Origin of the sequence: Aquicella lusitana, assembly GCF_902459475.1 — a bacterium.
In the GTDB taxonomy this organism is placed as follows: domain Bacteria; phylum Pseudomonadota; class Gammaproteobacteria; order DSM-16500; family DSM-16500; genus Aquicella; species Aquicella lusitana.
On the sequence record NZ_LR699114.1, the window covers coordinates 253,022 to 276,457 of the forward strand.

General features: G+C 42.7%; 23 protein-coding genes. 9 read left to right on the forward strand and 14 right to left on the reverse strand.

Annotated features, from left to right (window positions below; translation table 11 throughout):
• Positions 1 to 4: 4 nt before the first annotated feature.
• Positions 5 to 820: a YihY family inner membrane protein gene (locus AQUSIP_RS01165; RefSeq protein ID WP_114834209.1), complete on the forward strand. Its 816-nt coding sequence runs from the start codon at positions 5 to 7 to the stop codon at positions 818 to 820.
• A gap of 29 nt (positions 821 to 849) precedes the next feature.
• Positions 850 to 1,353: a hypothetical protein gene (locus AQUSIP_RS01170; RefSeq protein ID WP_114834208.1), complete on the forward strand. Its 504-nt coding sequence runs from the start codon at positions 850 to 852 to the stop codon at positions 1,351 to 1,353.
• A 10-nt stretch (positions 1,354 to 1,363) separates the two neighbouring features.
• On the opposite strand, the gene AQUSIP_RS01175 is transcribed toward AQUSIP_RS01170, so the two are convergent.
• Together AQUSIP_RS01175 and AQUSIP_RS01180 are read right to left on the reverse strand one after the other, a co-directional pair.
• Positions 1,364 to 2,674, reverse strand: coding sequence for an MFS transporter (locus AQUSIP_RS01175; RefSeq protein WP_114834207.1), 1,311 nt, complete (start codon positions 2,672 to 2,674; stop codon positions 1,364 to 1,366).
• Positions 2,675 to 2,693: 19 nt separating this feature from the next.
• Positions 2,694 to 3,710 carry a succinylglutamate desuccinylase/aspartoacylase family protein gene (locus AQUSIP_RS01180; RefSeq protein WP_114834206.1) on the reverse strand — a complete coding sequence of 339 codons (1,017 nt, stop codon included), beginning with the start codon at positions 3,708 to 3,710 and terminating at the stop codon, positions 2,694 to 2,696.
• 471 nt (positions 3,711 to 4,181) lie between these two features.
• Between AQUSIP_RS01180 and AQUSIP_RS01185 the strand changes: the two genes are divergently transcribed.
• A complete protein-coding gene (locus AQUSIP_RS01185; RefSeq protein ID WP_114834205.1) occupies positions 4,182 to 5,495 on the forward strand; it encodes a mechanosensitive ion channel family protein in 1,314 nt (437 codons plus the stop codon).
• An 8-nt stretch (positions 5,496 to 5,503) separates the two neighbouring features.
• Here AQUSIP_RS01185 and AQUSIP_RS01190 read toward each other — a convergent pair whose 3' ends face one another.
• From AQUSIP_RS01190 to AQUSIP_RS01200, 3 genes are all read right to left on the reverse strand, one after another.
• The gene (locus AQUSIP_RS01190; protein WP_114834204.1) at positions 5,504 to 6,184 is read right to left on the reverse strand and encodes a L,D-transpeptidase; all 681 of its coding nucleotides are present in this window, start codon (positions 6,182 to 6,184) and stop codon (positions 5,504 to 5,506) included.
• Positions 6,185 to 6,456: 272 nt separating this feature from the next.
• Entirely contained in the window at positions 6,457 to 6,837 is a 381-nt protein-coding gene (locus AQUSIP_RS01195) for a hypothetical protein (RefSeq protein WP_114834203.1), read from the reverse strand.
• Positions 6,834 to 8,714 (reverse strand): potassium transporter Kup, encoded by a 1,881-nt coding sequence (locus AQUSIP_RS01200; protein ID WP_114834202.1) that lies wholly within the window; start codon positions 8,712 to 8,714, stop codon positions 6,834 to 6,836. Before AQUSIP_RS01200 ends, AQUSIP_RS01195 begins: the two co-directional genes overlap by 4 nt.
• A gap of 196 nt (positions 8,715 to 8,910) precedes the next feature.
• Between AQUSIP_RS01200 and AQUSIP_RS01205 the strand changes: the two genes are divergently transcribed.
• A complete protein-coding gene (locus AQUSIP_RS01205) occupies positions 8,911 to 10,551 on the forward strand; it encodes a M4 family metallopeptidase (protein ID WP_114834201.1) in 1,641 nt (546 codons plus the stop codon).
• Positions 10,552 to 10,613: 62 nt separating this feature from the next.
• On the opposite strand, the gene AQUSIP_RS01210 is transcribed toward AQUSIP_RS01205, so the two are convergent.
• Both AQUSIP_RS01210 and AQUSIP_RS01215 read right to left on the reverse strand, forming a co-directional pair.
• Positions 10,614 to 10,760: an entericidin EcnA/B family protein gene (locus AQUSIP_RS01210; protein ID WP_114834200.1), complete on the reverse strand. Its 147-nt coding sequence runs from the start codon at positions 10,758 to 10,760 to the stop codon at positions 10,614 to 10,616.
• A gap of 115 nt (positions 10,761 to 10,875) precedes the next feature.
• A complete protein-coding gene (locus tag AQUSIP_RS01215) occupies positions 10,876 to 11,505 on the reverse strand; it encodes an arylesterase (RefSeq protein WP_232058610.1) in 630 nt (209 codons plus the stop codon).
• On the opposite strand from AQUSIP_RS01215, the gene AQUSIP_RS01220 reads away from it, so the two are divergent.
• Positions 11,492 to 12,181, forward strand: coding sequence for an ABC transporter ATP-binding protein (locus AQUSIP_RS01220; RefSeq protein WP_114834199.1), 690 nt, complete (start codon positions 11,492 to 11,494; stop codon positions 12,179 to 12,181). The genes AQUSIP_RS01215 and AQUSIP_RS01220 overlap by 14 nt on opposite strands.
• On the forward strand, positions 12,175 to 14,496 hold the full coding sequence (locus AQUSIP_RS01225) for an ABC transporter permease (protein WP_114834198.1): 2,322 nt from the start codon (positions 12,175 to 12,177) through the stop codon (positions 14,494 to 14,496). Before AQUSIP_RS01220 ends, AQUSIP_RS01225 begins: the two co-directional genes overlap by 7 nt.
• Here AQUSIP_RS01225 and AQUSIP_RS12310 read toward each other — a convergent pair.
• Positions 14,493 to 14,660, reverse strand: a complete 168-nt coding sequence (locus AQUSIP_RS12310; RefSeq protein WP_170131782.1) for a hypothetical protein — start codon at positions 14,658 to 14,660, stop codon at positions 14,493 to 14,495. The two genes, AQUSIP_RS01225 and AQUSIP_RS12310, sit on opposite strands and share 4 nt — an antisense overlap.
• A gap of 182 nt (positions 14,661 to 14,842) precedes the next feature.
• On the opposite strand from AQUSIP_RS12310, the gene AQUSIP_RS01230 reads away from it, so the two are divergent.
• Positions 14,843 to 15,175: a hypothetical protein gene (locus AQUSIP_RS01230; protein ID WP_114834197.1), complete on the forward strand. Its 333-nt coding sequence runs from the start codon at positions 14,843 to 14,845 to the stop codon at positions 15,173 to 15,175.
• Positions 15,176 to 15,272: 97 nt separating this feature from the next.
• On the opposite strand, the gene AQUSIP_RS01235 is transcribed toward AQUSIP_RS01230, so the two are convergent.
• Entirely contained in the window at positions 15,273 to 16,400 is a 1,128-nt protein-coding gene (locus AQUSIP_RS01235) for an IS4 family transposase (protein ID WP_232058605.1), read from the reverse strand.
• Positions 16,401 to 16,770: 370 nt separating this feature from the next.
• Here AQUSIP_RS01235 and AQUSIP_RS01240 point away from each other — a divergent pair, with 370 nt between their 5' ends.
• Positions 16,771 to 17,373, forward strand: a complete 603-nt coding sequence (locus tag AQUSIP_RS01240) for a tRNA (pseudouridine(54)-N(1))-methyltransferase TrmY (RefSeq protein WP_148326073.1) — start codon at positions 16,771 to 16,773, stop codon at positions 17,371 to 17,373.
• A 20-nt stretch (positions 17,374 to 17,393) separates the two neighbouring features.
• Here AQUSIP_RS01240 and AQUSIP_RS01245 read toward each other — a convergent pair whose 3' ends face one another.
• The 3 genes from AQUSIP_RS01245 to AQUSIP_RS01255 all read right to left on the reverse strand — a co-directional run bounded on the left by AQUSIP_RS01245 (position 17,394) and on the right by AQUSIP_RS01255 (position 19,786).
• The gene (locus AQUSIP_RS01245; protein WP_197737804.1) at positions 17,394 to 18,164 is read right to left on the reverse strand and encodes a DUF4396 domain-containing protein; all 771 of its coding nucleotides are present in this window, start codon (positions 18,162 to 18,164) and stop codon (positions 17,394 to 17,396) included.
• Positions 18,165 to 18,285: 121 nt separating this feature from the next.
• A complete protein-coding gene (locus AQUSIP_RS01250) occupies positions 18,286 to 19,185 on the reverse strand; it encodes an Lpg1974 family pore-forming outer membrane protein (protein WP_114835506.1) in 900 nt (299 codons plus the stop codon).
• Positions 19,186 to 19,294: 109 nt separating this feature from the next.
• Complete coding sequence (locus AQUSIP_RS01255; RefSeq protein WP_232058611.1) at positions 19,295 to 19,786, reverse strand: DUF4442 domain-containing protein; 492 nt, start codon at positions 19,784 to 19,786, stop codon at positions 19,295 to 19,297.
• Between the two features lie 235 nt (positions 19,787 to 20,021).
• Between AQUSIP_RS01255 and AQUSIP_RS01260 the strand changes: the two genes are divergently transcribed.
• Entirely contained in the window at positions 20,022 to 20,810 is a 789-nt protein-coding gene (locus tag AQUSIP_RS01260) for an ATP-binding protein (RefSeq protein ID WP_114835507.1), read from the forward strand.
• Between the two features lie 197 nt (positions 20,811 to 21,007).
• Here the strand turns inward: AQUSIP_RS01260 and istB are convergent, their stop codons facing one another.
• Both istB and istA read right to left on the reverse strand, forming a co-directional pair.
• Positions 21,008 to 21,754: an IS21-like element helper ATPase IstB gene (gene istB, locus AQUSIP_RS01265; protein WP_114835531.1), complete on the reverse strand. Its 747-nt coding sequence runs from the start codon at positions 21,752 to 21,754 to the stop codon at positions 21,008 to 21,010.
• A 16-nt stretch (positions 21,755 to 21,770) separates the two neighbouring features.
• Entirely contained in the window at positions 21,771 to 23,288 is a 1,518-nt protein-coding gene (istA, locus tag AQUSIP_RS01270; RefSeq protein ID WP_170131899.1) for an IS21 family transposase, read from the reverse strand.
• Positions 23,289 to 23,436 lie beyond the last annotated feature (148 nt).

Consider the following 23,436-nt stretch of genomic DNA (forward strand, 5'->3'; position numbering starts at 1 on the left):
CAGTATGGATAAAAGTCTAAGGCCACTATTATACTGGATAACCATTTTATGGGTAGCGGCAAAACGCCTCTACAATGAAAAGTACAGTTACCAGGCGTCAGCACTGGCTTTTGAGACGCTTTTGTCCATGGTGCCCGTGCTGTCAGTCATCGTGTATGGCATGACCGTTTTTCCCTTATTTACCCGGCTGATCACCTTCACACGCGATTACATCTATGCAAACTTTATTCCCGCTTCTGGAGACATTATTCAGAAATATCTCAATGAATTTACGACCCAGGCAACGCAATTGCCTCTGCTTGGCATCTTTTTTTCGCTGCTGGCTGGGCTCATGTTAATGTTCACCATCGAGAGCGCTTTTGATGATATCTGGCATCCTAAAAGCAAAAGAAGGCGGACGCGCACCGTGCTGCTTTTGCTGGCTATTTTTATTTTTTTGCCATTGTTTATCGGGATAAGCGTTTTTCTCAGTACGTTTCTGCTTTCTTTTTCCTGGGTTGGGATGTGGGGTTTGACGATTGTTTTATTTGATTTTTTACATTTAATTATTAATACCATGATTTTTGCCATCATTTATATGATAGCACCCAACCGGCGAATAAAGTGGAGCGACGCAATGCTGGGCGGTTTCATCGCTGCTATGTTGTTTGAGTTTGCTAAGAAAGCGTTTGCCCTCTATGTTATTCATTTTCCCAGTTATAAATTAATTTATGGTGCTTTGTCGATTATCCCAATTTTCCTTATTTGGCTGTATATTTCATGGGTTATCATCCTCTTTGGCGCACTGGTAATTCATGCTAAACAGCAGCAGGAAGAATAATGATTGTTATTTAAAAGGAGACATAAAAAATGAAATTCAAGCTCATGGTGTCGGCTTGTGTAGTGATGTTTAGCTCAATGACCTATGCCGCTGGAATGCAGGCCAATGACGGCCGTTATGCTGTTCAGGCGGCAATCGTGACGGGAGGCAATTTTGGAGTCGGGCTTGTACATTACACTAGCAGCACAGAAATAGGCGCTACTGTGTCTGGAAAATTTAATAATGCATCCAACCGCACCGCGTTATTTACACCCGCTATTTTTGCAGGCTTTAGAAAGCCGTTGGGCGAGAGGACGACATTTGCTTATGGCCTTGATCTTGCCAGTAAATTTGGACAAGACGAAGGCCAGCATATCGATGAAAATATTCAAATAGGTCCCTATATTTCACTTGAACAGGCGCTCACAAATAATTTATTGCTCGTAGGCTGGATCGAACCTTATACGTTTGAATATGAGAAGAAAGCCGGCTCTTCCACGACCACTCAGCGCCTTTTTGGTGCCGGCGGCCTGGGCCTCAGTTATTTATTTTAAATAAGAAGCGTTATGCCGACTGTTTAAGAAGTGAGTCGATTTTCACGTAGACGGGTTCTTTTTGCGGTTTACAATAAGTTTCCCGAATGAAAAAAACCGAGATCAGCAGTGAAAGAAGATACATCAGCGGCATGACGCTAAATCCTGCAGTGAAATCATGCGGTACCAGGTGAGCGCCATGCGTTTTTCCGGACAGGCTAATGAGCAATCCGGTGATGAGTGGTGTGAAGGTACTGAAGAGTGTGATGGTTCCATTGTTTAATCCAAGTGCCGTCGCTTTGGTGGCTAAATCAACATGCTCAGCAATGGCCGCAAAAGCGACTGACTGACCTGCGGCGGCAATGCCCAACCAGAAAAACAAAAGTGCATATATAAAGGGTGAATGGACAGAAAAATAAGTGATGCCAATTGTTGTCACGATGCCGATTATTGCGCTGATAATGAGAACAGGCCTACGTCTTTTTGCTATATCGGATATGGCACCTAACAATAGACAGCCAATGGCATAGCCCAGCCATGACAAAGAAATCATATGCGATGCTGTCGCCTGGGATAATCCGCAAGCTTCAAGGTAAGTTGTTCCCCAAATGGCACCTAGCAAAGCCATGGAGGTATAAACCAGCGCAGAATAAAATGCGATGGCCCAGGCTTGGGGATTTTGCATGAGTCTTTTTAAATTGACTATCAACGGTGTTTTCTGCTTCAGAAAAATTAAAATCTGTTCTCGATTTTGCGTTTTGTTTTTCACAAACAGGAAAATCAGAAGCGCAAGAATACCGCCTATAATGCCAATATCGGCCAATAAGGTACGCCAATCACCGTTTGACTTTACTAAGACGGCTGCCAGCGGTCCGGCTGCCAGCAGTGGCCCCATCGTGCCGATGAATTGTGAAGCGCCAACAAAAAAACCAAAATATTTTCGCGGAAACCAGGTGGCTGCAATGACAAGCAAACAAACAAAAGCGAAGGAAGAACCAAATCCCATCATCATCCGGCTGATAAATGCCTGTGAAAAGCTAGCGGCATTCGCAAAAAGAAAAGCGGAGATCACGCAGACGAGAATAGCAAAAATAAGTATTCGCCTTACACCAAATTTGTCGGTCAATATACCCACGGGGACTTGCATGAGTGCGTAGGCAAAATAGTAGGCTGAGCCAAGCAATGCGAACATTTCCGGCGACAGCGCAAGATCATGCATGATTTGATTGGCAATCGTGCCTACAAACGTGCGCAGAAAAAATTCGTAAAGAAAAAAGAACGAAGCCAAGAGCCAGATAATTAGGCCCAATAAGGAGAATGAAGCGTTTTCTTTTCCAAGCATGAGGTACCTTGTTTACAAATTAGCGTTGAGTACTGTTCACATGCCATGCCTCCAGGTGATTGGCAGCATGATTCATTTCCGGGAACACAGCGAGTTGAAAGAGTGCTTCCCCTTCATGTACTAGCGGCAGATTGTTTTTTCCAACAATAACGCCTTCGTTGGGGCTGAATAATGTCACGTTTTCGCTGGCACCAAAGGGGTCCTTGATAACGCTAAGCGTATCGCCTTTTTGTACATGTTGACCCAGTTTATGTTTGGAGTGACTGACGCCGCTTGAGGAAGAACAAATCCAGACACTGGTTTGGGCGAGCAGGCTTTTAAATGATTTTTCTTGTCGATTTTTCTCAGGCAGCATTTCCAGTTTGCGCATGACATTGATAATGCCTTCGAGGCCGGTTGTAATAGCGTGTTCATCAAAACGCATAGCTTCGCCTGCTTCGTACATCAGGAAAGGGATATGTTTTTCTGTTGCTAATGATTGCAGGGAACCAGCCTCGGGAACGGCGTTGAGAATAATAGGTGTGTTGAAAGCCTTCGCCAATTCAAGGGACTGCTTGTCGTTAAAATTTGCGTAAACCTGAGGCAGGTTACTGCAGTTAAGCGGACCTGTCTGCAAATCTATACAGTAATTCGATCGGCTCAAGATTTCTGTTGAAAAAAGATGAGCAATTCTTTCCGCCATTGAACCATTTTTTGCGCCGGGGAAACTGCGATTTAAATCCACTCCCCCTGGCAGATAACGGTCGCGATTGATAAAACCATATACATTTAAAATAGGGACCGCGATCAGTGTTCCTCGCAGTCTTGAAATCATAGGTAAATTCAGCAAGCGGTGAATGATTTCCGTGCCATTAATTTCATTGCCATGCATGGCCGCGGTTAATAAAAGACAAGGCCCGCTCTGTTTGCCATGAATCACTTTGATAGGTATATGGAGTGGTGCGCAGCTAAATAGCTGCGGTGAAGGAAGCGCAAGCGATAATATTTCACCTGGATAAATAGTTTCATTACAAAGCTTGATGGCAGTATTTTTCATGATAAGCGACCCAACTTGACGAAAAAATATAAATGTTTGAAACGCGTTATAACTCAATGCTGTCAATTTAAGGAAAACTTCACGCAGAAAAAAATTAAAGCGCAGATTTATTTCAGGTATTCTACGGCAAAATTAACGCCAATATTGCCTGAAAAAGATTAACAGAGTATATCACAGCGTATACAGATCACCAAATTCGATTGAATGCATGCATTTTTTTAAAAATTTTATGCAGTTATAAATTTTTATTTTTAATTTCACAAGCAATTTCCAGACAAAATATTTAATTTTTCCGCGAAGTAATGTACAATGCTCAATTCAAATTTGAGATTTATGTGCCAAGAATGATAAATATTTAAAGCAATAAATTGAAAATAAACGAATTCTGCAGTGTTACTTCCGATAATAACCTGTTAAAACACGATGCAATGCCTCATCGCTAACGATTAATTAACGAGAAGATGTTTCCATATGTTGACCAGTGTTGAAAATTTGATTCAAAACTACATGCAAAATGGATTCGCATCATTTAATACCAGCGCAGGCACATCGAGCTGGCTGATACTGTTGGTAATTGTCACGGGCATATTCCTTATCAGCATTGTAAGTTTTTATTTGGTGCGCTATCTTTTGTTACGCTTTACGGCAACGTTGTCAACGAGACCCAGCTATATCTGGATTCAATCGGCCTATGGGCATCGTTTTTTTCATCGCCTCTCGTTGCTGATTCCCTCGTTTATTATCTATTCCAGCATTCACCTGATTGAAATAACCGGGCTGCCGACGCTGCCATCTGCAGTCAAGCTGATAGAGACATTGGCGCTGGTTTATATGATAATCATCGGTGCTTTTACTATTTCATCGCTATTAAACAGTATTGAAACGCGTTATCAATATCTCAAGATTGCGCGCCATTATTCCATCAAAAGTTATTTGCAGGTCGCAAAAATTATTCTTTACTGCCTGACCGGCATCTTGGTCATCTCAGTATTTGTGAATAAATCACCCATGTATTTTCTTACCGGTCTTGGTGCCATGACGGCGGTGATTTTATTAATTTTCCGCGATTCTATCCTTGGTTTTGTTGCCAGTATTCAGTTAAGCGCGTATGACATGGTTCGAATCGGTGATTGGATTGAGATGCCTAATTTTGGCGCTGATGGGAATGTCATTGATATTTCTCTTAATACCATCAAGATACAAAATTTTGACAAAACCATCGTGACTATACCCAGTTATGCTTTGCTAAGTAACGGAGTCAAAAATTGGCGCGGCATGAGTGAATCAGGCGGCCGTCGGATCAAACGTGCTTTTTTTGTGGATGTAAACAGCATTAAATTCTGCGATGAAACCTTATTTAACCGCTTGTCGCAAATTCCTTTGCTGCGAACCCGATTGCAGCATGCAAAAGAAGGACTAAATCAAAGCAATGATCACATGATTGCCAAGCTCGCGCATGCAAACGAACGGTGCATGACAAATCTCACTGCTTTTCGTATTTATTTGGAAGCGTACTTGCAGCAGCATCCCAAGGTGCATCATGAGATGACATTCATTGTGCGGGAACTGGAAACGTCCGGCAAAGGGATACCCATCGAACTTTATCTTTTTTCAAATGATATTGACTGGGCGCGCTATGAAAAAATTCAGGCTGATATTTTTGATTATATCTACGCTATATTGCCGTTATTTGAACTGAGAGCGTTTCAGTATCTTTCGGGTTCCGGTCTGGAATTTCGGTTAAATGAACCATTTTCCGGTACAGAAAACAGCAAATCGGCATAGTATCGTTATTATTTGTTGATAATCACCGTGACCCGCGACCCATTGGCAAATTCCTGGTTCAACCATTTGGCGTCATTGACAAATAGACGCACGCAGCCGTGACTATCGTGATAACCCGGCACGGTATAGGAACCGTGCAACGCGAATCCGCGATGGAAGAACATGCAATAAGGCATTGGTGCGCCGCCTTTGCCAAGAGGGAACTTGCTGGAGACACATCCTGCACCCCGTTTCTGGTAGATAGCAAATTTTCCTGCAGGCGTGCGGCAGCCGCGCCGTACATCCGCGCAATAATTCTGTCCGCCTGAAACAGGTCCCCAACGTTGGAGCGTACCATTTGAATCGTAAGCACCGAAGGCAAGCTTTGATAATGAAACTAAAATAAATTTAGTGCCAGGTGGGTCTATGTACTGAGGAAAAGGCGAATAGTCAAGGGGGTCGGAGCCAAACGATGTGGGGACAGCGATTTTCAATCCTGGATATAACTTGGTGTTCATGCGGTTAATTCGCATGACAATGTCGCGTTGATCTTCATCTGGAAATAATTTTTGCCATGAATCGCCTCGCTTGACGGCGTAGCACTCGTATTGCGGTAAATCGCATAATTTCGCGCCGTAAGTTTTAGCCAAGGCCGTATGAGGAAAGAAAATTATCGCGCTCAATGTCAATGAGAGAATGAATGCAACCATATTGCCTCCCTTTTTTCTTATTGTTCAGGAAGCAATCCCTGCGTTATTTTTTTAAAACATCCTCGTTATTTATACCTTTATTATATTGCGCTTTGTTGCTTTGGTTATTAAGAGTCCCCTGATTGCTAAATAAAAAATTCAAATAAATTCATTTAGTTAAGCTCGGAGAGTTTGAATGGTCAAGGTCATATATTTAAAAAAACTCTTTGTGGGGGCTTGCGGGGTTTACGGGAAAATAAAAAGGGGTCCGAAAGCGGGTATGCCTTCTCATCTCAGACAATATTATATAAAAGCAATACAATAAAACCGAGGGCGATCGTGTTGCAATATTGAATGGTAAAATAAACGAGTGCTGCTTTTAAGTAAGCATCAGGAAAAGCAGATTTGCTCAGGTAACGGTAGTAAACAGCCTGTAGGTAAACGCCTATTACAATCGCGGAAAAAGAATAGAGCAGCAACGACAATTTATAAGGATGAATAACAAGCAGGATATATCCGCCAAGAAGTACGCATAAGGAAATAAGATCAAGCCTTGCAGTAAGATGGCTATCCCGTTTTTTTTGAACGAAGGTCAGTTTTTTTCTTGCCTTGTACCAGCCGTATTGGCACAAGATAATAACAAAAATGAACACAGCAAGCAGATAATGCTTCATATTTCGCAATAAGTACCGATGGCAATGGTGCGGTTGTAGGGCAGATGAAAGAATTCAATGTCGATGACCGCATTGCGCATCAGAAAGGCAAATAATATTTCCTGCCAGTAAAAGAGCAGTGTTTTTTTGCGCTTGGTAGCTGAGATATGCGTGATTTCGATGAGATAGGTAGCTTGGCCAAGATCGAGCGGAAAAGGAAATAGTTTTAATTTCTCGGCGCTCGCAAGCGCTTCGGGTATGTCGGTTAGCTGCATGAACCCATAATGTAAAATTAAACGATAAATGCCCTTACTAAGTTGTTTAAATTCATAATGCTCATGCCCAGATAAATACGGACGATTTTCAATCGAGATACTCACGATTAGCACATGCTCAGGCATGATATGGTTCAATTTAAGATAATGTAATAAACTACCGCCGCTTTCATCATAAGGATCTGTAATAAAAATTGCAGTGGCGCCAGGTAAATAATTTAATTCTTCCGGTCTGAATTGATCAATGATTCGCGTTAGCGCAACTTTATCCTGATAATAGGAGGAGCGTAAAAAGGCAATGCCTTTTTGCCAAGTCACCATAATAAAAGCACAAACCAGTGCAAACACGAGCGGAACCCAGCCGCCTGTTAAAATTTTTTGTGCATTTGCGCCCAGAAATGCGATATCAAAGAGCAAAAAGATGGAAAATACCGCAATGATTTTGGTGAAAGACCAGCGCCAATGCTGATAGGCCACACAGGTGACCATGAGTGTCACGGCCAGCATATCCAAGTTAACTGCGATACCATATGCGTGAGCCAGTGCACTGGAGCTTTTAAAAGCAAAAACCAGCGAGAGGGTGCCGATAGCCAAAATAAAATTAATTTGCGGTATATAAATCTGTCCTTTTTGCCTTTCGGACGTTTGGATGATGGGTAGTCGCGGATAAAGTTCGAGTAGAACTGCTTGTTTGGTGAGTGAAAAAGCAGCAGAAATAACGGCTTGCGAAGCAATGATCGTAGCAACGGTTGCAATAATCAGCAGTGGAAACGAAAACCACATGGGTGCAATCGCGTAAAAAGGATTGATGATGGCTTCCGGAAATCGCAACAGGTAAGCGCCCTGCCCAAAATAATTGAGTAACAGACCGGGTAGCGCTACTACGAACCAACCTATACGTATCGGCGTTTTTCCAAAATGGCCAAGATCGGCATAGAGGGCTTCACCGCCCGTTACAACAAGAAAGACGCCGCCCAATAGGGCATACCCTGTCCAGCCATTGTGATGAAAAAATTCAATGCCATAATAGGGATTAATTGCGCTTAATACCTGGGGATTTGCCAAGATTTGCGCGCCACCCAATACGCCTATGGTGATAAACCAGCATAGAATGATAGGGCCAAAATAACCACCAATTTTGGCTGTGCCTTTGTGCTGAAAAATAAATAAGCCCAATAAAATGATAATAGTTAAAGGCAGAATTAAATCGGAAAAAGTGGGCGAGATAACCTGAAGTCCTTCAATAGCGCTGACGACAGAAATGGCAGGCGTTAGCATGCCGTCGCCAATCAAAAGGCCTGCCCCGATGGCTCCGATCCAGAAAAACAATCTATAAAATTTACCACTAGTTTGTTTTAGCAGCGCTAGCAAGGCAAGGATTCCGCCTTCCCCGTCATTATCGGCACGCAGAATGAGAATCAAGTATTTTGTGGAGATGACCAGGATAAGTGACCAGAAAATCAGCGATAGCACACCCAGAATATTTTCTCTTGTTAACGGCAGTCCATATAGGGATTCACGTACGGCATAAAGCGGGCTGGTACCAATGTCGCCATAGACGACGCCCAATGCAGCCAGTGATAACAAGGCTATTCTTTTGTTTTTTGTATAGACTGTTCTCACTGATGATAGTCCTTTACCTGAAAACGCTTAAGGGTTTCAGAAAAAAGAATAACACGTCATTTCAATAAATGCTTATGCTTTTTTAAACAGAAAACGAAAAATTCCCGGCAGGTTTTGGCAATAATTTTATGTTATTATTTAACGCGTTTTACCTTTAACACCTTCAATTTTTTTAGTTCTTATTAAGGATATTCACATGAGAAAAATAATAGGATTGGGAACAGCTTTGATTTCTTTCCCCGTGTTTGCGGCTACGCCCATTCATCTTGATTATGAAGGCGCCAATTGGTTGCAGAATAAAAAAACCTTAGCTTCATCCATGGCGCTGGATGAAATCAACCGTGCCACTGACTTCAATAATACACTACATATCCGCGTCAGGCAGACTTATCAGGGTTATCCTGTGCGCGGCGCTGATGCTGTGGTGCATGTGCCACAAGGCGGTAATAGTAAAGCGTCCCTCAAATCAGCTATCACACCGCAAACCATCGTCAATGGTACAGTCTATCAAGGACTTAATGAGGATTTATTGAATACACCTGCTTCAATCTTCACCGAAGCCCAGATGAAAAAAGCTGTGTCACAAGTTGAATCGCTTTATGCGGACCAAAAGGGTCGCACTAACCATTTTACAAAACAGGAAAGCAAGTTGATCGTATACGTTGATCAGCGTAACCGAGCGCATTGGGCGTATCAGATCAGCTTTTTTGTACCGTCTGCTTCACACGCCATGCCAGAAAAGCCTATATACATCGTTGATGCCATCGATTTTACGGTTTACGCACAATGGAATGATTTAAAAACATTGGAAAAGGCTGAAATCGGAGGATTTGGCGGCAATCATAAAACGGGACAAAAGATTTTTGACGGCATGGAAGGCCATGCGTCCAAGCTCAATGCCTTGCGTGATGCCCGGTCAGCAGTTTGTTACATGAAGAATGATGAAGTCAATATTCTCAATTATTCATCCGGCAACACGATGAAGTTTAATTGCCAATCACCAGATCCTGAACACAACAATGTATATTGGAATGGCAATTTTGACGCTGTTGCTACGACCTGGTCGCCTAGCAATGATGCTTTATTCGGTTCCACCATCGCGAGCCATATGTATCAATCCTGGTACAAGATTCCGATGCTGGTGAAAAACGGCAAGCCCATGTTTCTGCCAGTGTTAGTGCATTATCCAGTAGAAAACGCGTTTTGGAACGGCGATGAAGTAATTTTTGGCGACAGTCCTGGCAGTTTCGATTTCAATGTCTTCACCTCGCTTGACACGGTGGTACATGAAATAAGCCACGGCTTTACAGAGCAGCATTCTGACCTTGAATACCAGCATCAATCTGGCGGATTAAATGAAGCTTTTTCGGATATGGCAGGTATTGCAGCCGAGTTTTATGCGTATGGCAAAACAGATTTTCTGGTTGGCTGGGGCGATATGAAGGAAGAGGGTGTCGCGCTGCGTTACATGGATCAGCCCAGCAAAGATTGCAAGGGTCGTGAACCGGGAAATAACTGTTCCATCGATAACATAAGCCAATACAAGAGCTCTATAGATGTGCATCATTCAAGCGGTATCTTCAATCGCGTCTATTATCTTTTAGCGAATACACCTGGATGGGATGCTAAGAAAGCGTTTGACGTCATGGTGCAGGCTAACCGTTTTTACTGGACTTCCACCAGTTCATTCGCCGACGCAGCTTGCGGCGTCATGAAGGCGGCGCAGGATTACAGGTATGACTTGAATGAAACAGCAGCCGCATTTCGGGTTGTGGGTATTGATACGGCAAACTGCTTTAAAGCTGATACCAATGCAGCTTCTCGTCTTGCTCTTTGATTGAAAGTATAAAAAAGCCCGGCATAATTTTGTCGGGCTTTTTTTAAAGACTAGTACTCAATTTATGTTCTATCATATTGGTCTGGACCAGGAGTCACTACTTTGTGAACATCCCTGCCAAAACCTTCAGCCGTATTACAGCCTGTTAATAAGCTTGCACTTGCTGTAAATAAAAGTCCTACGATTAAACTATAAAATATTTTTTTCATACCCGCCTCCTGCCTTTGCTTATATGATTTTATTATAACGCCAAGTCGTGCTGAGCAACGCTAGATTTGGCTAACACTTTAATTCTTTAGAAATTTTGTCGTGTACAGAGACCTACTAGTTATTGTTTTTTCGTAATAAACCGCTAAGCTGAAACCAGACATTCGCTACTATAATTGGCTGCGCAGCGGCGGTAGGATGTAATCCGTCTGCCTGAAAATGGATGATATTTTCATCTATGCCTTTTAGAAGCAGGGACACCACGTGAATATCTTTTCGTTTGGCAAGGCCGGTGAAGATTTGCTCGAATTGTGTTGTATACTGGGGCCCATAATTAGTAGGCAGACGGATACCCAGTACTAACACTTTGCTCTTCTCTTTTTTTGCCAGCGCAATCATTTGTTCTAGATTTTTTTTAATGACTGCCGTATCAAGTCCTCGCAAACCATCATTCGCGCCTAATTGGATAATAGTAATATCAGGCTGATATTTTTTAAGCGCAGCCGGTAATCGTGCGAGGCCATTGCTGGTCGTGTCACCGGATACACTGGCATTGATGACGCGATAATCGAATTTTTCTTTGGTTAATTTTTCCTGAAGCAGTGCCACCCAACCTTGTTTGGGCTCAATGCCATAAGCTGCACTCAAGCTGTCGCCGATGACGAGGATTGTGTTTTCAGCCATTACTGGTAAAGTGAATAAGCACCACAGCAAACCAAAAAGGATTTTATGTATGCCTGAGGACACTTCTTCTTTCCTCCTTGCAGAACATGTCAGTAAACGGGTACACAGTGGTGAGAGCGAAATAGTGATTTTAAAGGATGTCAATGTAGAGATAAAGCCAGGAGAAAGTATTGCGATCCTGGGTGCATCCGGTTCGGGAAAAACCACACTGCTTACGCTGCTTGCCGGTCTTGATCTTCCTACATCTGGCGATATTTTTTTTCAGCGGCACCATCTTAATGATCTCGACGAAGAAGAGCGTGCCAAAATCCGTGCGCTGCATGTAGGATTTATCTTTCAATCATTCCAGTTATTGCCGGCGCTCACGGCACTTGAAAATGTCATGTTGCCACTTGAAATTCAATATATTGTGCACGAAAAAGCGGAACAGGAAGCGGCGGCATGGCTCGATAGGGTAGGCCTTGGCAAGCGATTACATCATTATCCTGCTCAACTTTCTGGCGGTGAACAGCAGCGTGTCGCGATTGCGCGCGCGTTTGTCAACAATCGAAAAATCATTTTTGCCGATGAAATGACCGGCAATTTGGATGTGGAAACAGGGAAATTAGTGGCAGACAGGCTTTTCGAGCTTAATCGGCAGCATCAAACCACGCTTGTACTGGTGACACACGACGAGCAGTTGGCAGCACGTTGCGGACGAAGATTGTTATTACGCGAAGGAATGCTGCATCCATGTTGAAAACATTCCTACTGGCGGCCAAAACGCTGTGGCGGGAATTGCGCCGCGGACAGTGGCTGATTATCTTTTTTGCGCTCTGGTTGGCGGTGACCGCGATCACCAGTCTGCATTTTTATACTGACCGGTTAAAAAAAGGTTTTTACCAGCAGAGTGCGAAAATATTGGGGGGCGATCTGGTCGTGAGCAGTCCTTCACAGATCCCGGAAGTCTGGTTGCAAAAAGCCAGGGAATTAGAATTGCGCACAGCGCAAGTGTGGGTTTATCCTTCCATGGTTAGTGCGGCAGGGCATTTGCAGTTAGTGAATGTGCAGGCGGTTTCAGAAAGTTATCCTGTACTTGAGCCGGCACCGCTGCAATTGCCGCGTCAAACGGCGTGGGTTGAGCCTCGATTGCTGGGATTATTATCGATTCAAGTGAATGATAAAGTGATGCTGGGTGCGATGCGTTTTAACGTGCGTGCCTTGTTGCCCGGTGACATGGAGATGGTGAATACTGGCTGGGTCATTGCACCGCGAATCATGATCCGGCTGGATGATGTGCCCGCCACGCGTACGGTGCTTGCGGGCAGTCGTGTAGACTACCGTCTGCTTTTGGCAGGCAAGCAGGAACAGATTCAGGCGTTCAGCCGTTGGATAAAGCCGCAGCTTAAGCCCGGCCAACGCTTGATGGATATCAATAGCCAGCGATTTGTGCTGCAAAATACAATGCAGCGTGCAGAAAATTACTTGCAGCTGGTATTGTTATTTTGTCTGCTGATAAGTGGCGTGGCCATTGCGCTCAGTACGCGGCAATATCTTGAAAGACATTATAAACAGGTTGCATTGTGGCGCTGCCTGGGCGCGCACGAGAATCAAATTATTCTGGTATTTGTCTGGCAGCTCACCATGCTTGCGCTGGCAGCCGGTGTGACGGGTATCGCAGCGGGTTATTTATTGCAGGAAGCGATTGCGGCGCTATTCAAGGATTTTGTCCGATTCCCCTTGCCAGCCGCTGGCAGCAGCCCCGTGTTGATGGGTTTTGTGACCAGTTTGCTACTGTTATTTTGTTATGCATATCCCATTGTCAGCGTCCTGCCACGCACGTCGCCTCTCTATCTCTGGCGTCATGAAATCACAGCAAGGCGAAGGCAGCAGCATATCTACATGGTGATAGCGATAGGTTTTTTGCTGCTTTTTGTGTATTGGATGATGGATTTTTCATTACTTGCCTTGTTTTTTCTTGATGTTCTTCTGTTAAGCGTGGGTTTTTTATATGTTATTAGTGTGCTGATACTCGGTTTATTACGTCGGGTACGCCGATTCACTGAAGGCGTGGTGCGGCGTGGTATCAGCCAAATGGTACAGCACCCGGAAAGTGTGAGTATACAACTGTCTGCATTTACGCTGATTTTAATGTCACTCCTCGTATTGGGCATGGTGCGCAACAACATTATCGCCAATTGGCAACAGACGTTGCCGGCAAATACACCGAATTATTTTGCGTTTAATATTGCCCCTGCTGATATAGAGACAGTGCAGGAGTTTTTTTCAAAACGGCAGATATCAATTGAAGGCATTTATTCCATGGTAAGAGGCCGTCTTATCGAGTTAAATGGCCAGCCTATCATGACCGCCATACCGGAAAACGTGCGACATCATAATGCGCTGCATCGTGAGCTCAATTTAAGTTCTATGCTGCATTATCCTTCGGATAATAAAGTCATAGAAGGTAAAACCTGGAGCGCGGCGGACAGGGGAAAAGCCCTGATTTCGGTAGAAAAAAACCTGGCAGATGATCTGCAGCTAAAACTCGGGGATGAATTGACATTTCAAATAGGTGACCAGCGGGTCAGTGCGCGAATCAGTAATTTTCGCAGCCTGGATTGGGGATCTTTTCATCCGAATTTTTATGTTATTTTTACGCCCGGTATGTTAGAGCCATTCCCGGCGACCTACATTACCAGTTTTCATTTACAGCCAAAGCAGGCGGGGATGCTTAATCAGCTGATACGGGACTTTCCCAATATGACGATCATTGATGTGGCAAATGCATTGAACCAATTGCAGGATTTGATTTATAAAATCGCTTCCGCTTTTCTGTATCTGTTTGCATTTGCTGTGGGCGCTGCCATTCTGATTTTCATTACCACGCTGCTTTCCAGCATGGATGAAAGAAGACAGACATATCGCTTACTGCGCATCTTGGGCGCCAGTCAAGCATATATCTACGGCAGTTTATTCGTGGAATTCTTTTTGCTAGCCATCCTTTCTGTAGGGCTTGCTTTTACCTTCGCTCAGATTATATCCCGGCTGCTCATGCGAATATTTTTTTCCTAATACGTTTTTGCAGCGGTCATGGCAGCGTCACTGCTCCCGGTAGGCAAATCACTCGTGTGAAAACTTTCCAGGCTGGGTACTTTATCTGGATCGGTTGTTTGAGCGCAGGCAGTCAATACACTGATGCAAACACACAATAGTAAATTCCATGTGTAACGATTCATAAGGATTCCTTTTTAGGATTTATGCAATTGATTATATAATGATATACCTTATGGGCTGTAAGCAACTGGAAATAAAGATCTTTTCTAGATCAAGCGACAGGCAGTATAAAAATTAAGATATACTAATTAGGTCAGTTTTGTTTTTGTTGGATTATTTCATACCAAGCAGAGGAGGCGCTTCCATGATGCTCGCTCAAATCAGTTTTGCCGTTGAGTTAATCGCATTCAGTTTTGGTTTTTCATTAATTATCTGGTCAATGCGTACCCAGGGTGCGGGAACGATGCTCGCAAAAATTGTCGGTATTATTGTGGTGGTGCTTGCCGTGTTGGATATGGTATGTACATCCTATACGAGCGCCAGGTATTCCACCATGATGCACAAGATGCACCAGGAGATGATGATGCGTGACCAGGGAATGCCGGGCATGAGACCAGGCAACAATAGAATGCCAGCCGATACACGCATGCAGAGACCGGGAAGCATGCCCGCTTCTCAGCAGGATGAAACAAGATAAAAAATTATAAAATGATTAAACTTAAAGTTCACAATGCTGTCATCCTTCGCTTCGCTGTCATCCTGAGCGAAGCGCACTACTGTCCGGTGAACCTGTATCATAAATAAACAGGCCTCCTTGAAATTAAATAAATAGGAGGCTTGTATTGTCTATTGCGATATTCTGCAACATGCAAATTATGTCTGATCCAGACTAAAACGAGATGTAATGAACGTTTCTCATTTGAAACATTTTTAAATATCTGTATCAATATAAAAGCAATCAAGGCTGTTGCTATTTGAATTTTAACCGCATTAGAAGATCGGCCCAGAAATTTTTTAAGTCGAAGATTTTGCTTGATCCATTTAAAAAATAGCTCTATTTCCCATCGGGCTTTATAAAGCTTAGCAATATTTTCTGCTGGTAAATCTTTCAAGTTAGTTACCAAAATAAGAGGAGTTTTTCCTTCTCTTTTTACACTTATATATCTCAGCGTCTCGCTATATTCCATGCGTTTTCCACCACGTGGAACTTTATTTGAAATTCTAAAAAGACAATCTTGTAAGATGGGTTCGCGAGTATTTTTTTGCCGGCTTTCTATAACAATGGCCGCATTCTTCTTTAATCGAGTCACAAAATAAGCCTGCCTTTTGTTGATGCTCCACCACCAATTGTAATCGTAGTAACCTTTATCAAACACATAAAGGGTGTTTTTAAGGATTGGCCATTTTTGTCCCATCGTCGCATCATTACAATTTGGATGACTCAACTTCATCCTTAAGGGCAAATCTAATCCTAAATCATATTCAACATGTAGTTTTAATCCTTGTATATGCCGAGTCGCATATTGCTTTGACCACTCATCGTACCCTTGGCCTCTTAGCTGTATCGGGCTACTATCTAATATCCTGATTACTTTTTTTATTTCTTTATGTTTTTTCCTGGGTAACAAAGACATAAGCTGTTCTAATATCCAAAAGAAACTTTCGGCTGGTCGTTTTCGATTGGCATCACTTAAGGTCGAGCGTTTTACTTGCGTTTTTATACCAATTTTTTGACTGTTTATCGCAACCTCTAACGTGCGTAAGCTTTTAATTTCATTAATATGTGCATAAATCATCGTTTTTAAATGTTCAAATGTATTAAATGATTCATAACGATGATCAGATCGAAAGCGTTCTATACATTCCTTCATTAATTTTTTTGTAACGGGTTTTAATAATCGTTGAAAAACGGTATCTTTCATCAGTTCGTCCTTGGTGCTAAATGTGGTGTTTAGCGCGCTATCATAGCGCTTTACCAAGGACGATCAATTTTTAATCTGGTTCACCGGACAGTAGTGGAGCGCAGCGAAGGATCTCCTTTTGTATATCGGGAGATCCTTCGAGCAAAAAACGCTCTCAGGATGACAGCAGCGTCGAAAAACCTGGAATGTTTCGCTACGCGCAATGACAGGTGCAGTTTCACCAGCGGAATATAAGTTTTACTAGCGAGCTTTCAAGTCCATTCATTCGGATTATAAATTTATTTTTACGCTAATAATTGATTAGCCAATGCCGTATCGAATCTGCATAATACAAAGCAAATATAAGTAGGGCTTTTTAAAGGACAGCGACATGCGAACGTTTGTCATTAGAGCACGTAAAGGAACGACCCGTTGGGAGCAAGTTAGAGCTCAAATTGGAACAAAAGGCCATTTTGAAGTGATTGCCCATTCAGTAATGAATGCTTTTTTTGTTTCGAATGGTTTTAGGGATCAAGTCGAAATCTATATCATACTCGATAGCGCCGAGGATTTTCCTCGTACTATTAAATTATCCGGTAGTGAGGGGTTGTCGATTGCCGGCTTTCACGAAGAAGCGGTACTTGAACTGGTGGAAAAAGCGTTAAGAGACAGCCCAGCCTTGCAGAAAAATGAAACGCGAACTATAGCTCCGGGGCTTCAGATCAGCGGATTTGGTTTTGAAAAATTAGCGAGTCACCTACTTGAAACGCGGACGGTTTATCTGCTTGACCGTAAAGGAGAAGACATTAGGTCAATGGCGTTAGCATCAAATCCAGTCTTTATTTTAAGCGATCATCTGGCTATGCCAAAAAAAAGTGTTAAAGGGCTCATACGCCATGGTCTTAAGACAATAAGCTTGGGTAAGAAAATGTTGTTTGCTTCGCAATGTGTGACGATCCTTAACTATGAACTGGATCGGGCGGGCTGCAGATAATGTGAATGCTTTAGTAATCATCAGGTATAAGCGAGACCAATAATAACAGCCATTAACAGGGCGATCAGTGTGAGTAATGTAATGAAACCAAGCTGTGTGCGTCCCGCTTTGTGGATAGGAGGCAATTCATGTTGCATGTGATGCTTGCCAGTGACCATGCCGTGCTTCAAGCCGTGAGAAACCAGCCAATGATTAACAGGATAAGCCAAAACACCACCAATAATACTTGCAAGCGACATGGATCCCCAAAATGAAAGCGTAGAAGGATCCGCTGCATTGATATCAAGATAACGCCAGATCATCATGGCGGGGATCATGCCCGTCATGATCATATTCATGGATAACCATTCAGGAAGAAAACTCTTTTTTAGCGCTTTTATATAATCGCCACCCATCATGTCTTTCATGAACAAAGCTTGAAAAATAAATAATCCCACTAAAAAACCCGCTATGTATTCTAAGACCATTTCCCACCCGGCTGAAATGGTAAAGAAAGAGATGATGAGGGCAGCAAGGATAATACCAGTTGCATCACCGGCCAGACAATGCACTTCTGATCCAATGGCTTGTTTCCATTGTGCGGAAACCATTTTGTCATGTGTGCCAAAAAGATATTCACGACAGGAAAGTAAATAAACGAATAACCCAACCGGGCCTGTATAAAGCACAACCAGAATCCAGGCGATTTTCATCACCCAAGGTGCAGGGGTTACGATGATAAGATCATAAATAATAAAGATAAGTGAGGCGAGAGTGAGAATAAACCAAAGAATCAGCATGCCGGTTAGCATTGTTTTCTCCTGATTTTTCAACTCTATTATTTTTATTATACCCCCATTAATGGTTTCTCGAGATCGATTTTTGGCTCACCTCATCTGCATGAGGTGAGCTTTTGACATGGTCATGGCTTGCTTAGAATGTTACGCGGACGCCGGCAAATCCACCCTGGAAACTGGCGTTGTTCCGGCTGTTGGTGTTATTGTTATCGCGAATCACATTAAAATATTCTGTGGCGCTATAGCCAATTTCACCACCCAGTTTCATGGTATTGTAATTAAAATTATAACGCAGTCCTATCTCTGCACCCACCGCAGGCACAACCACATTTTCGTCTGGTATGCCGATGGAAGAGCGTGTGCCATTATTATCACTGCGTGAATAACTTGACGTTTTTCCATATAGCAGATCGGTGTTCAAGCCGCCAAAAACGCCGAAGCCAGGTTGTGAATCAAAAGGATGACATTCTCCATCTATGCCAAATTGAGGACCAAATCCGTCATAAGTTGTTCCTGTTTCATTCGTGAAATGGGCACCTCCGGCGCCGGTACCTTGACTGGTTAATTCTTGTTTCAAGTGCGAATAGTTGAGGCCGCCGTAATAGTTAATATCAAAGCTGGGGGAAAGTTTTACTTTGTGACCAGCGGTGAGGTCAAATGAATCATAATCAAATGTACTTTTACCTTGCGCCCATGTCGCAGGCCCTAATGTAGAGCCACCGATGACCCACAAGTCGCTTCCCATGACGCTGCTCGTATCGGAAGTATTAAGATGCCTGTAGCCAATTTCTACGTCACTGTCCTTATCAGGTACGTGATAACCCAGGCCTACCTTATAGCCTGTCGTAAAATCAGGGCTGACATTGAATTGTTTATTGGAGCCAGTTTCGGCATAGGTTGTGCCATTGTTGGAAAATTGCTGATATTCACCTCTGACATCGACACTCCACCCGCTCAAGCCGTTATCGGCGTGTGAAACTGATATGAACCCAAGTGTAGCGAGTACGAGGGTTAATTTCGCAGAATGACGTTTCATGAGATCCCTTCTCCGGTTTAATATTTCAGTCCATGATAGAAAGTAACAATCTAAAATATAATGGACGTGCCGGCAAGAAAAAAAGATAAGCGCGATGGGATATGAAGGATCAGGGGCTGGTGGTCTCCTTGTTTTTTACATAAAGCGTTTTTAATACCGTCGCCACATTTTCACCCTGGTCATTAAGGATATCGACGGCTTTATCGAAAATATACCGACTATGCTGGTCGGCTTTGCTGCGAATGTGCTGAATCTCGTCTTCAGTAAAGGTAAAGGACGCATATAATGTTCCTCTGCCTGGTTTTTTAAATTCAATCGCCGCAGCTTTGTCCCAAACGATATATTTGCCACCCAGGTTTTTCATCAGCATGATCATAAAAAAAGGATCAGTCATCGCAAACATGGAGCCACCAAAATGTACGCCTACATTATTTTTGTTATAACGGCGCAATTTTAAAACGACTTTTACTTCCCGAAAATCCGGCGAAATGGAGGCGACTTTGATGCCGCTTCCTAAAAAAGGCGGCCACAGATTCATCCCGATACGAAATACACTAGGAGGAAGCAAGTCTAACCAATTGATTAAAGGCGGTTTGGCCATTGTGATTTCTCTTTTTTATCAATATGCGCCCAAGTAGGGTTATTGCTGTAAATAATCAGATTCGCAGTTTAGCCAAATATACAGAGGAGAATCAACTATGAAAACGGGAGAAAGGAGCTGCCCCTGAAAGTGTTCTTCTGCCAAAGACTTGGCTTAATATAAATTTAATATTTTCAAAGGGAAATAAGGTAAAATTGCTGGCTTATAACTATTTCAATAACGGCGAGAGAGTGGTATGAGTATCGGACGAAATAACAACAATTCCCTGGATAGGCTTGTCTCGGAAAACTCGGTAGGCGACGCTCCAAAAAACAACAACGATGTCCGCTTAGATATGTCTATCGGGATTTCTTTGTTCATAGAAAAAAAGTTTATCGAGAAAGAGCGAGAAGTTAATTTAAGAGAATTTGTAGACAATCGCTTGGATTTATTTTTCGCAGAATTAGGGGCTTATTTTAATACAAATAAAAAATTACCCCTGAATGGTTTGAGCACAGCTGTGCATCTTAATAATTTTTTATTAAGCCATCTTCTCAAGGAACTGGTTGATAACGCAGTTGATGCAGTCTTATTCGTTGACAATCCCAGTGTGAACATTCTCGCAAGAGTTGATAATGATATTTTAAAAATTTCTATTACAGATAACGGCAAAGGCATTGATGAAAGCCTTTTGAAGCAGGCTGAAGATGGTCAGCTTGAATCATCCAAAAAAGGAGACGTTTTTTTAGGTGGTGCCGGTGCGGGATTAAAACAAGTAATCAGTTCATTAGCCACCCAGTCAGGTGCGCTTCATATTGCAAATAACAATAGCAAAACGGGTAATCAGAAATGTGGTGCCACTGTAGACTTGTTCCTTCCTGTGTCAGCTATCCTGACTCATGAACAATATGAAGCCCAGGTGAAATTAAGAGCGCAAAACAAATTAAAATTTTTTAGATTTGCACATCTCGGAAAATATGCGCCGCCAGAAGAGGCGCAGGATCAGATATTTAACAAATGCTCAATGACAGGTGGAAATGATTAATATCATCATGATATTTAAGGATTTTCTGCAAGATAAATTTTAATTTCATTTGAAGAACAGAGGGACATTTTTACATAAATGATCAAGGACGGTCTGCTGTGTGTATTCCGATCGAAAGGACCATTAATTCCAGTCCGTAAGGGGACAATGATTCCGGTTTATTGGGACAACTTTACCAGTCACGACGGCATTATCTGTTAAACTTCATCGGTCTGTAAAGATTTTTGTTTTTTTCTAAGTGAATCGCCATCTAATTCCAATCTGATTGAGTTGTGAATTAATCTATCAAGGATAGCGTCTGCAAGAGTGGCATCATTCAAATGTTCATGCCAATGTGTGATTGGTAACTGACTGGTGATGATAGTTGATTTTCGTTGGTAGCGATCATCAAGTATTTCTAACAGATCGCGGCGTTGGTCATCGTCAGGAGTTGCTAATCCCCAATCATCTAAGATAAGAACATCAATTTTTGCTAGTTGTGCGAGCCAATTAGCATAGCTACCATTTGCTTTTGCGATTTTTAATTCATGCCAAAGACGTGGGAGTCGATAATAACGCGCAGACATGCCAATCAAGCAAGTCTTATGTGCAAGCGCGCAGGCAATATAAGTTTTGCCGCAACCCGTTGGCCCAGTAATCAGTAAGTTCAAGTGTTGTTGAATCCATTGCCCTCGGGCAAGTTCTTGTACGACAGTTTTGTTTAAATTGCGGGTATGTTTAAAATCAATGTCCTCGATGCAAGCCTGAGCTTTAAGTTTTGCTTGTGCAAGCCGTCTGTTTAAGCGGCGGTTTTCTCTCAAATACCATTCACGATCGATCAACAACCCTAAGCGAGCTTCAAAATCCAGATCAGGCATGGGTTTTTGTAATTGTTCACAAAAAGCTTCTGCCATTCCAGATAATTTTAGCGCTCTTAGTTTTTCTAACGTTGGTTGAGTTAACATCTTTTTATCTCCAGTTTTATTTGTAATAGTCAGAACCACGGATATTTCCATGCGACGAAATAACAGGCGTATTCGTCGAATGAGAATTGGGAACAGTATCAAGTTTGTTTTTTAATATTGCTTCGACTTGGCTGTAACGTGTTGCACCAGATTCATTGGCGATAGCGCAGGCTTTTTCAAGACGGTTTTCGCCATATCTTGAGCCTAGGCGAAGCACACCAAGGCAAGCGCGATAAGCTTGTTCTGGAAACGCGCGCGAGGCGATTAAGCGATCAATAAACTTCATCGTATGCGGGCCAATTTTATTTGCCCATCGCTTCATGCGGTCTGGCGACCATTCCGCATGTGCACGATGTGCAGGCGGCATGTGTTCCTTGATGGTGCTGTGTTTATACCGATGATAACTGCGTGGATGTGAAGCAATACGTTTTCTCTCATAAAAACACTCCACCGTGTTAGCTGTAGCACGGATCTCAACTTCATGATGAATATATTTATACGGCACGCTGTAATAATGATCGTCAAATACAAAATGATAATCGATATGAACTTTTGCGTGTTGCCATTCGGCGTATTGGTATTTTTCGGGTGGCAGTGGCTTTAGCGCTGATTTATCTATTTCTTCAAATAATGCCCGTCTTGATGTTTTCATTTTTTGAAAGGATTGATTGTTAAGGACAGCAAGACGAGGTTTGATGGCTGCGTTAATTTCAGCAATACTCGTAAAAGTGATATGCCGCATTGGCGCAAGAATTTGTCTTTCAACTATACCAACCGCATTTTCAACTTTTGCTTTGTCTTTTGCTTCATAAACACGCGCAGGAACAATGGCAAAACCATAATGCTCGCCCACATGCTGATAGTTTGCATTGATGTCGGGATCATAGCGGTGAGATTTTTTTACACCCGCTTTTAAATTGTCTGGTACAACGATTTCACTGACCCCGCCAAAATATTCCCACATTCTGACGTGTGATTGAATCCAATCAGGTATTTGCTGCGTGGCAGTTGCTTCAGCAAAAGTAAATTGTGATGCGCCTAAACAGCCTACAAAAATTTGTGCTTCATGAATTTCGCCTGTCCCTGGATCAATCCAAGGTACTGTCATGCCCGCATAGTCTACAAATGTTTTTTCACCACCTTTGTGTACTTGCCGCATGATGGGTGATGTCGCCTTGAGATAAGCTCGATAGTGGGTACAAAATTGGGAATAACCCAGGCCCTCCGGCTGAACATCGCGATATTCTCGCCAGAGTAGTTGTAAGGTCACGCCCTTTTTGCGTAGCTCTTTATAGACCCGTTCCCAATCAGGAAATGCCTTCTGTCTTGAGACCTTTACAGCAGATGGAAAAAGACGATTGTATAAATCTTCTTCTGTCATCGATTGCGGCAAAGGCCAATTAATTCCTGCTGCTTTCGCCCGTTCTAAGTATCTTGTAACGGTTGTCTTTCCAATATTTAAACTTCTTGCAATAACTCGATGGCTGCATTTTAACTCATGGTATTGCCTTAAAACTTCACTGATTTTACGCATACTTATATATCTCACGATTACTACCCCCTCGCTTTGAAAACAAGAGGATATTGTATAAAAAATAAACTATCGTGAGCTGGTAAGTAGCCCAATGACGCCGTAATCACTGGCCCAATGTCCCGTAACAGATGATCCAATACGGCCAGAA

What these genes read in the sequence shown, in the direction of transcription:
- AQUSIP_RS01245 (WP_197737804.1), bottom strand. Translation starts at nt 18,164, where the DNA reads ATGCTAACCGGCATGCTGATTCTTTGGTTTATTCTCACTCTCGCCTCA.
- istA (WP_170131899.1), bottom strand. Translation starts at nt 23,288, where the DNA reads ATGCGTAAAATCAGTGAAGTTTTAAGGCAATACCATGAGTTAAAATGC.
- AQUSIP_RS01165 (WP_114834209.1), top strand. Translation starts at nt 5, where the DNA reads ATGGATAAAAGTCTAAGGCCACTATTATACTGGATAACCATTTTATGG.
- AQUSIP_RS01225 (WP_114834198.1), top strand. Translation starts at nt 12,175, where the DNA reads ATGTTGAAAACATTCCTACTGGCGGCCAAAACGCTGTGGCGGGAATTG.
- istB (WP_114835531.1), bottom strand. Translation starts at nt 21,754, where the DNA reads ATGTTAACTCAACCAACGTTAGAAAAACTAAGAGCGCTAAAATTATCT.
- AQUSIP_RS01185 (WP_114834205.1), top strand. Translation starts at nt 4,182, where the DNA reads ATGTTGACCAGTGTTGAAAATTTGATTCAAAACTACATGCAAAATGGA.
- AQUSIP_RS01210 (WP_114834200.1), bottom strand. Translation starts at nt 10,760, where the DNA reads ATGAAAAAAATATTTTATAGTTTAATCGTAGGACTTTTATTTACAGCA.
- AQUSIP_RS01195 (WP_114834203.1), bottom strand. Translation starts at nt 6,837, where the DNA reads ATGAAGCATTATCTGCTTGCTGTGTTCATTTTTGTTATTATCTTGTGC.
- AQUSIP_RS01175 (WP_114834207.1), bottom strand. Translation starts at nt 2,674, where the DNA reads ATGCTTGGAAAAGAAAACGCTTCATTCTCCTTATTGGGCCTAATTATC.
- AQUSIP_RS01180 (WP_114834206.1), bottom strand. Translation starts at nt 3,710, where the DNA reads ATGAAAAATACTGCCATCAAGCTTTGTAATGAAACTATTTATCCAGGT.
- AQUSIP_RS01205 (WP_114834201.1), top strand. Translation starts at nt 8,911, where the DNA reads ATGAGAAAAATAATAGGATTGGGAACAGCTTTGATTTCTTTCCCCGTG.
- AQUSIP_RS01260 (WP_114835507.1), top strand. Translation starts at nt 20,022, where the DNA reads ATGAGTATCGGACGAAATAACAACAATTCCCTGGATAGGCTTGTCTCG.
- AQUSIP_RS01230 (WP_114834197.1), top strand. Translation starts at nt 14,843, where the DNA reads ATGATGCTCGCTCAAATCAGTTTTGCCGTTGAGTTAATCGCATTCAGT.
- AQUSIP_RS01235 (WP_232058605.1), bottom strand. Translation starts at nt 16,400, where the DNA reads ATGAAAGATACCGTTTTTCAACGATTATTAAAACCCGTTACAAAAAAA.
- AQUSIP_RS01190 (WP_114834204.1), bottom strand. Translation starts at nt 6,184, where the DNA reads ATGGTTGCATTCATTCTCTCATTGACATTGAGCGCGATAATTTTCTTT.
- AQUSIP_RS01220 (WP_114834199.1), top strand. Translation starts at nt 11,492, where the DNA reads ATGCCTGAGGACACTTCTTCTTTCCTCCTTGCAGAACATGTCAGTAAA.
- AQUSIP_RS12310 (WP_170131782.1), bottom strand. Translation starts at nt 14,660, where the DNA reads ATGAATCGTTACACATGGAATTTACTATTGTGTGTTTGCATCAGTGTA.
- AQUSIP_RS01255 (WP_232058611.1), bottom strand. Translation starts at nt 19,786, where the DNA reads ATGGCCAAACCGCCTTTAATCAATTGGTTAGACTTGCTTCCTCCTAGT.
- AQUSIP_RS01250 (WP_114835506.1), bottom strand. Translation starts at nt 19,185, where the DNA reads ATGAAACGTCATTCTGCGAAATTAACCCTCGTACTCGCTACACTTGGG.
- AQUSIP_RS01170 (WP_114834208.1), top strand. Translation starts at nt 850, where the DNA reads ATGAAATTCAAGCTCATGGTGTCGGCTTGTGTAGTGATGTTTAGCTCA.
- AQUSIP_RS01240 (WP_148326073.1), top strand. Translation starts at nt 16,771, where the DNA reads ATGCGAACGTTTGTCATTAGAGCACGTAAAGGAACGACCCGTTGGGAG.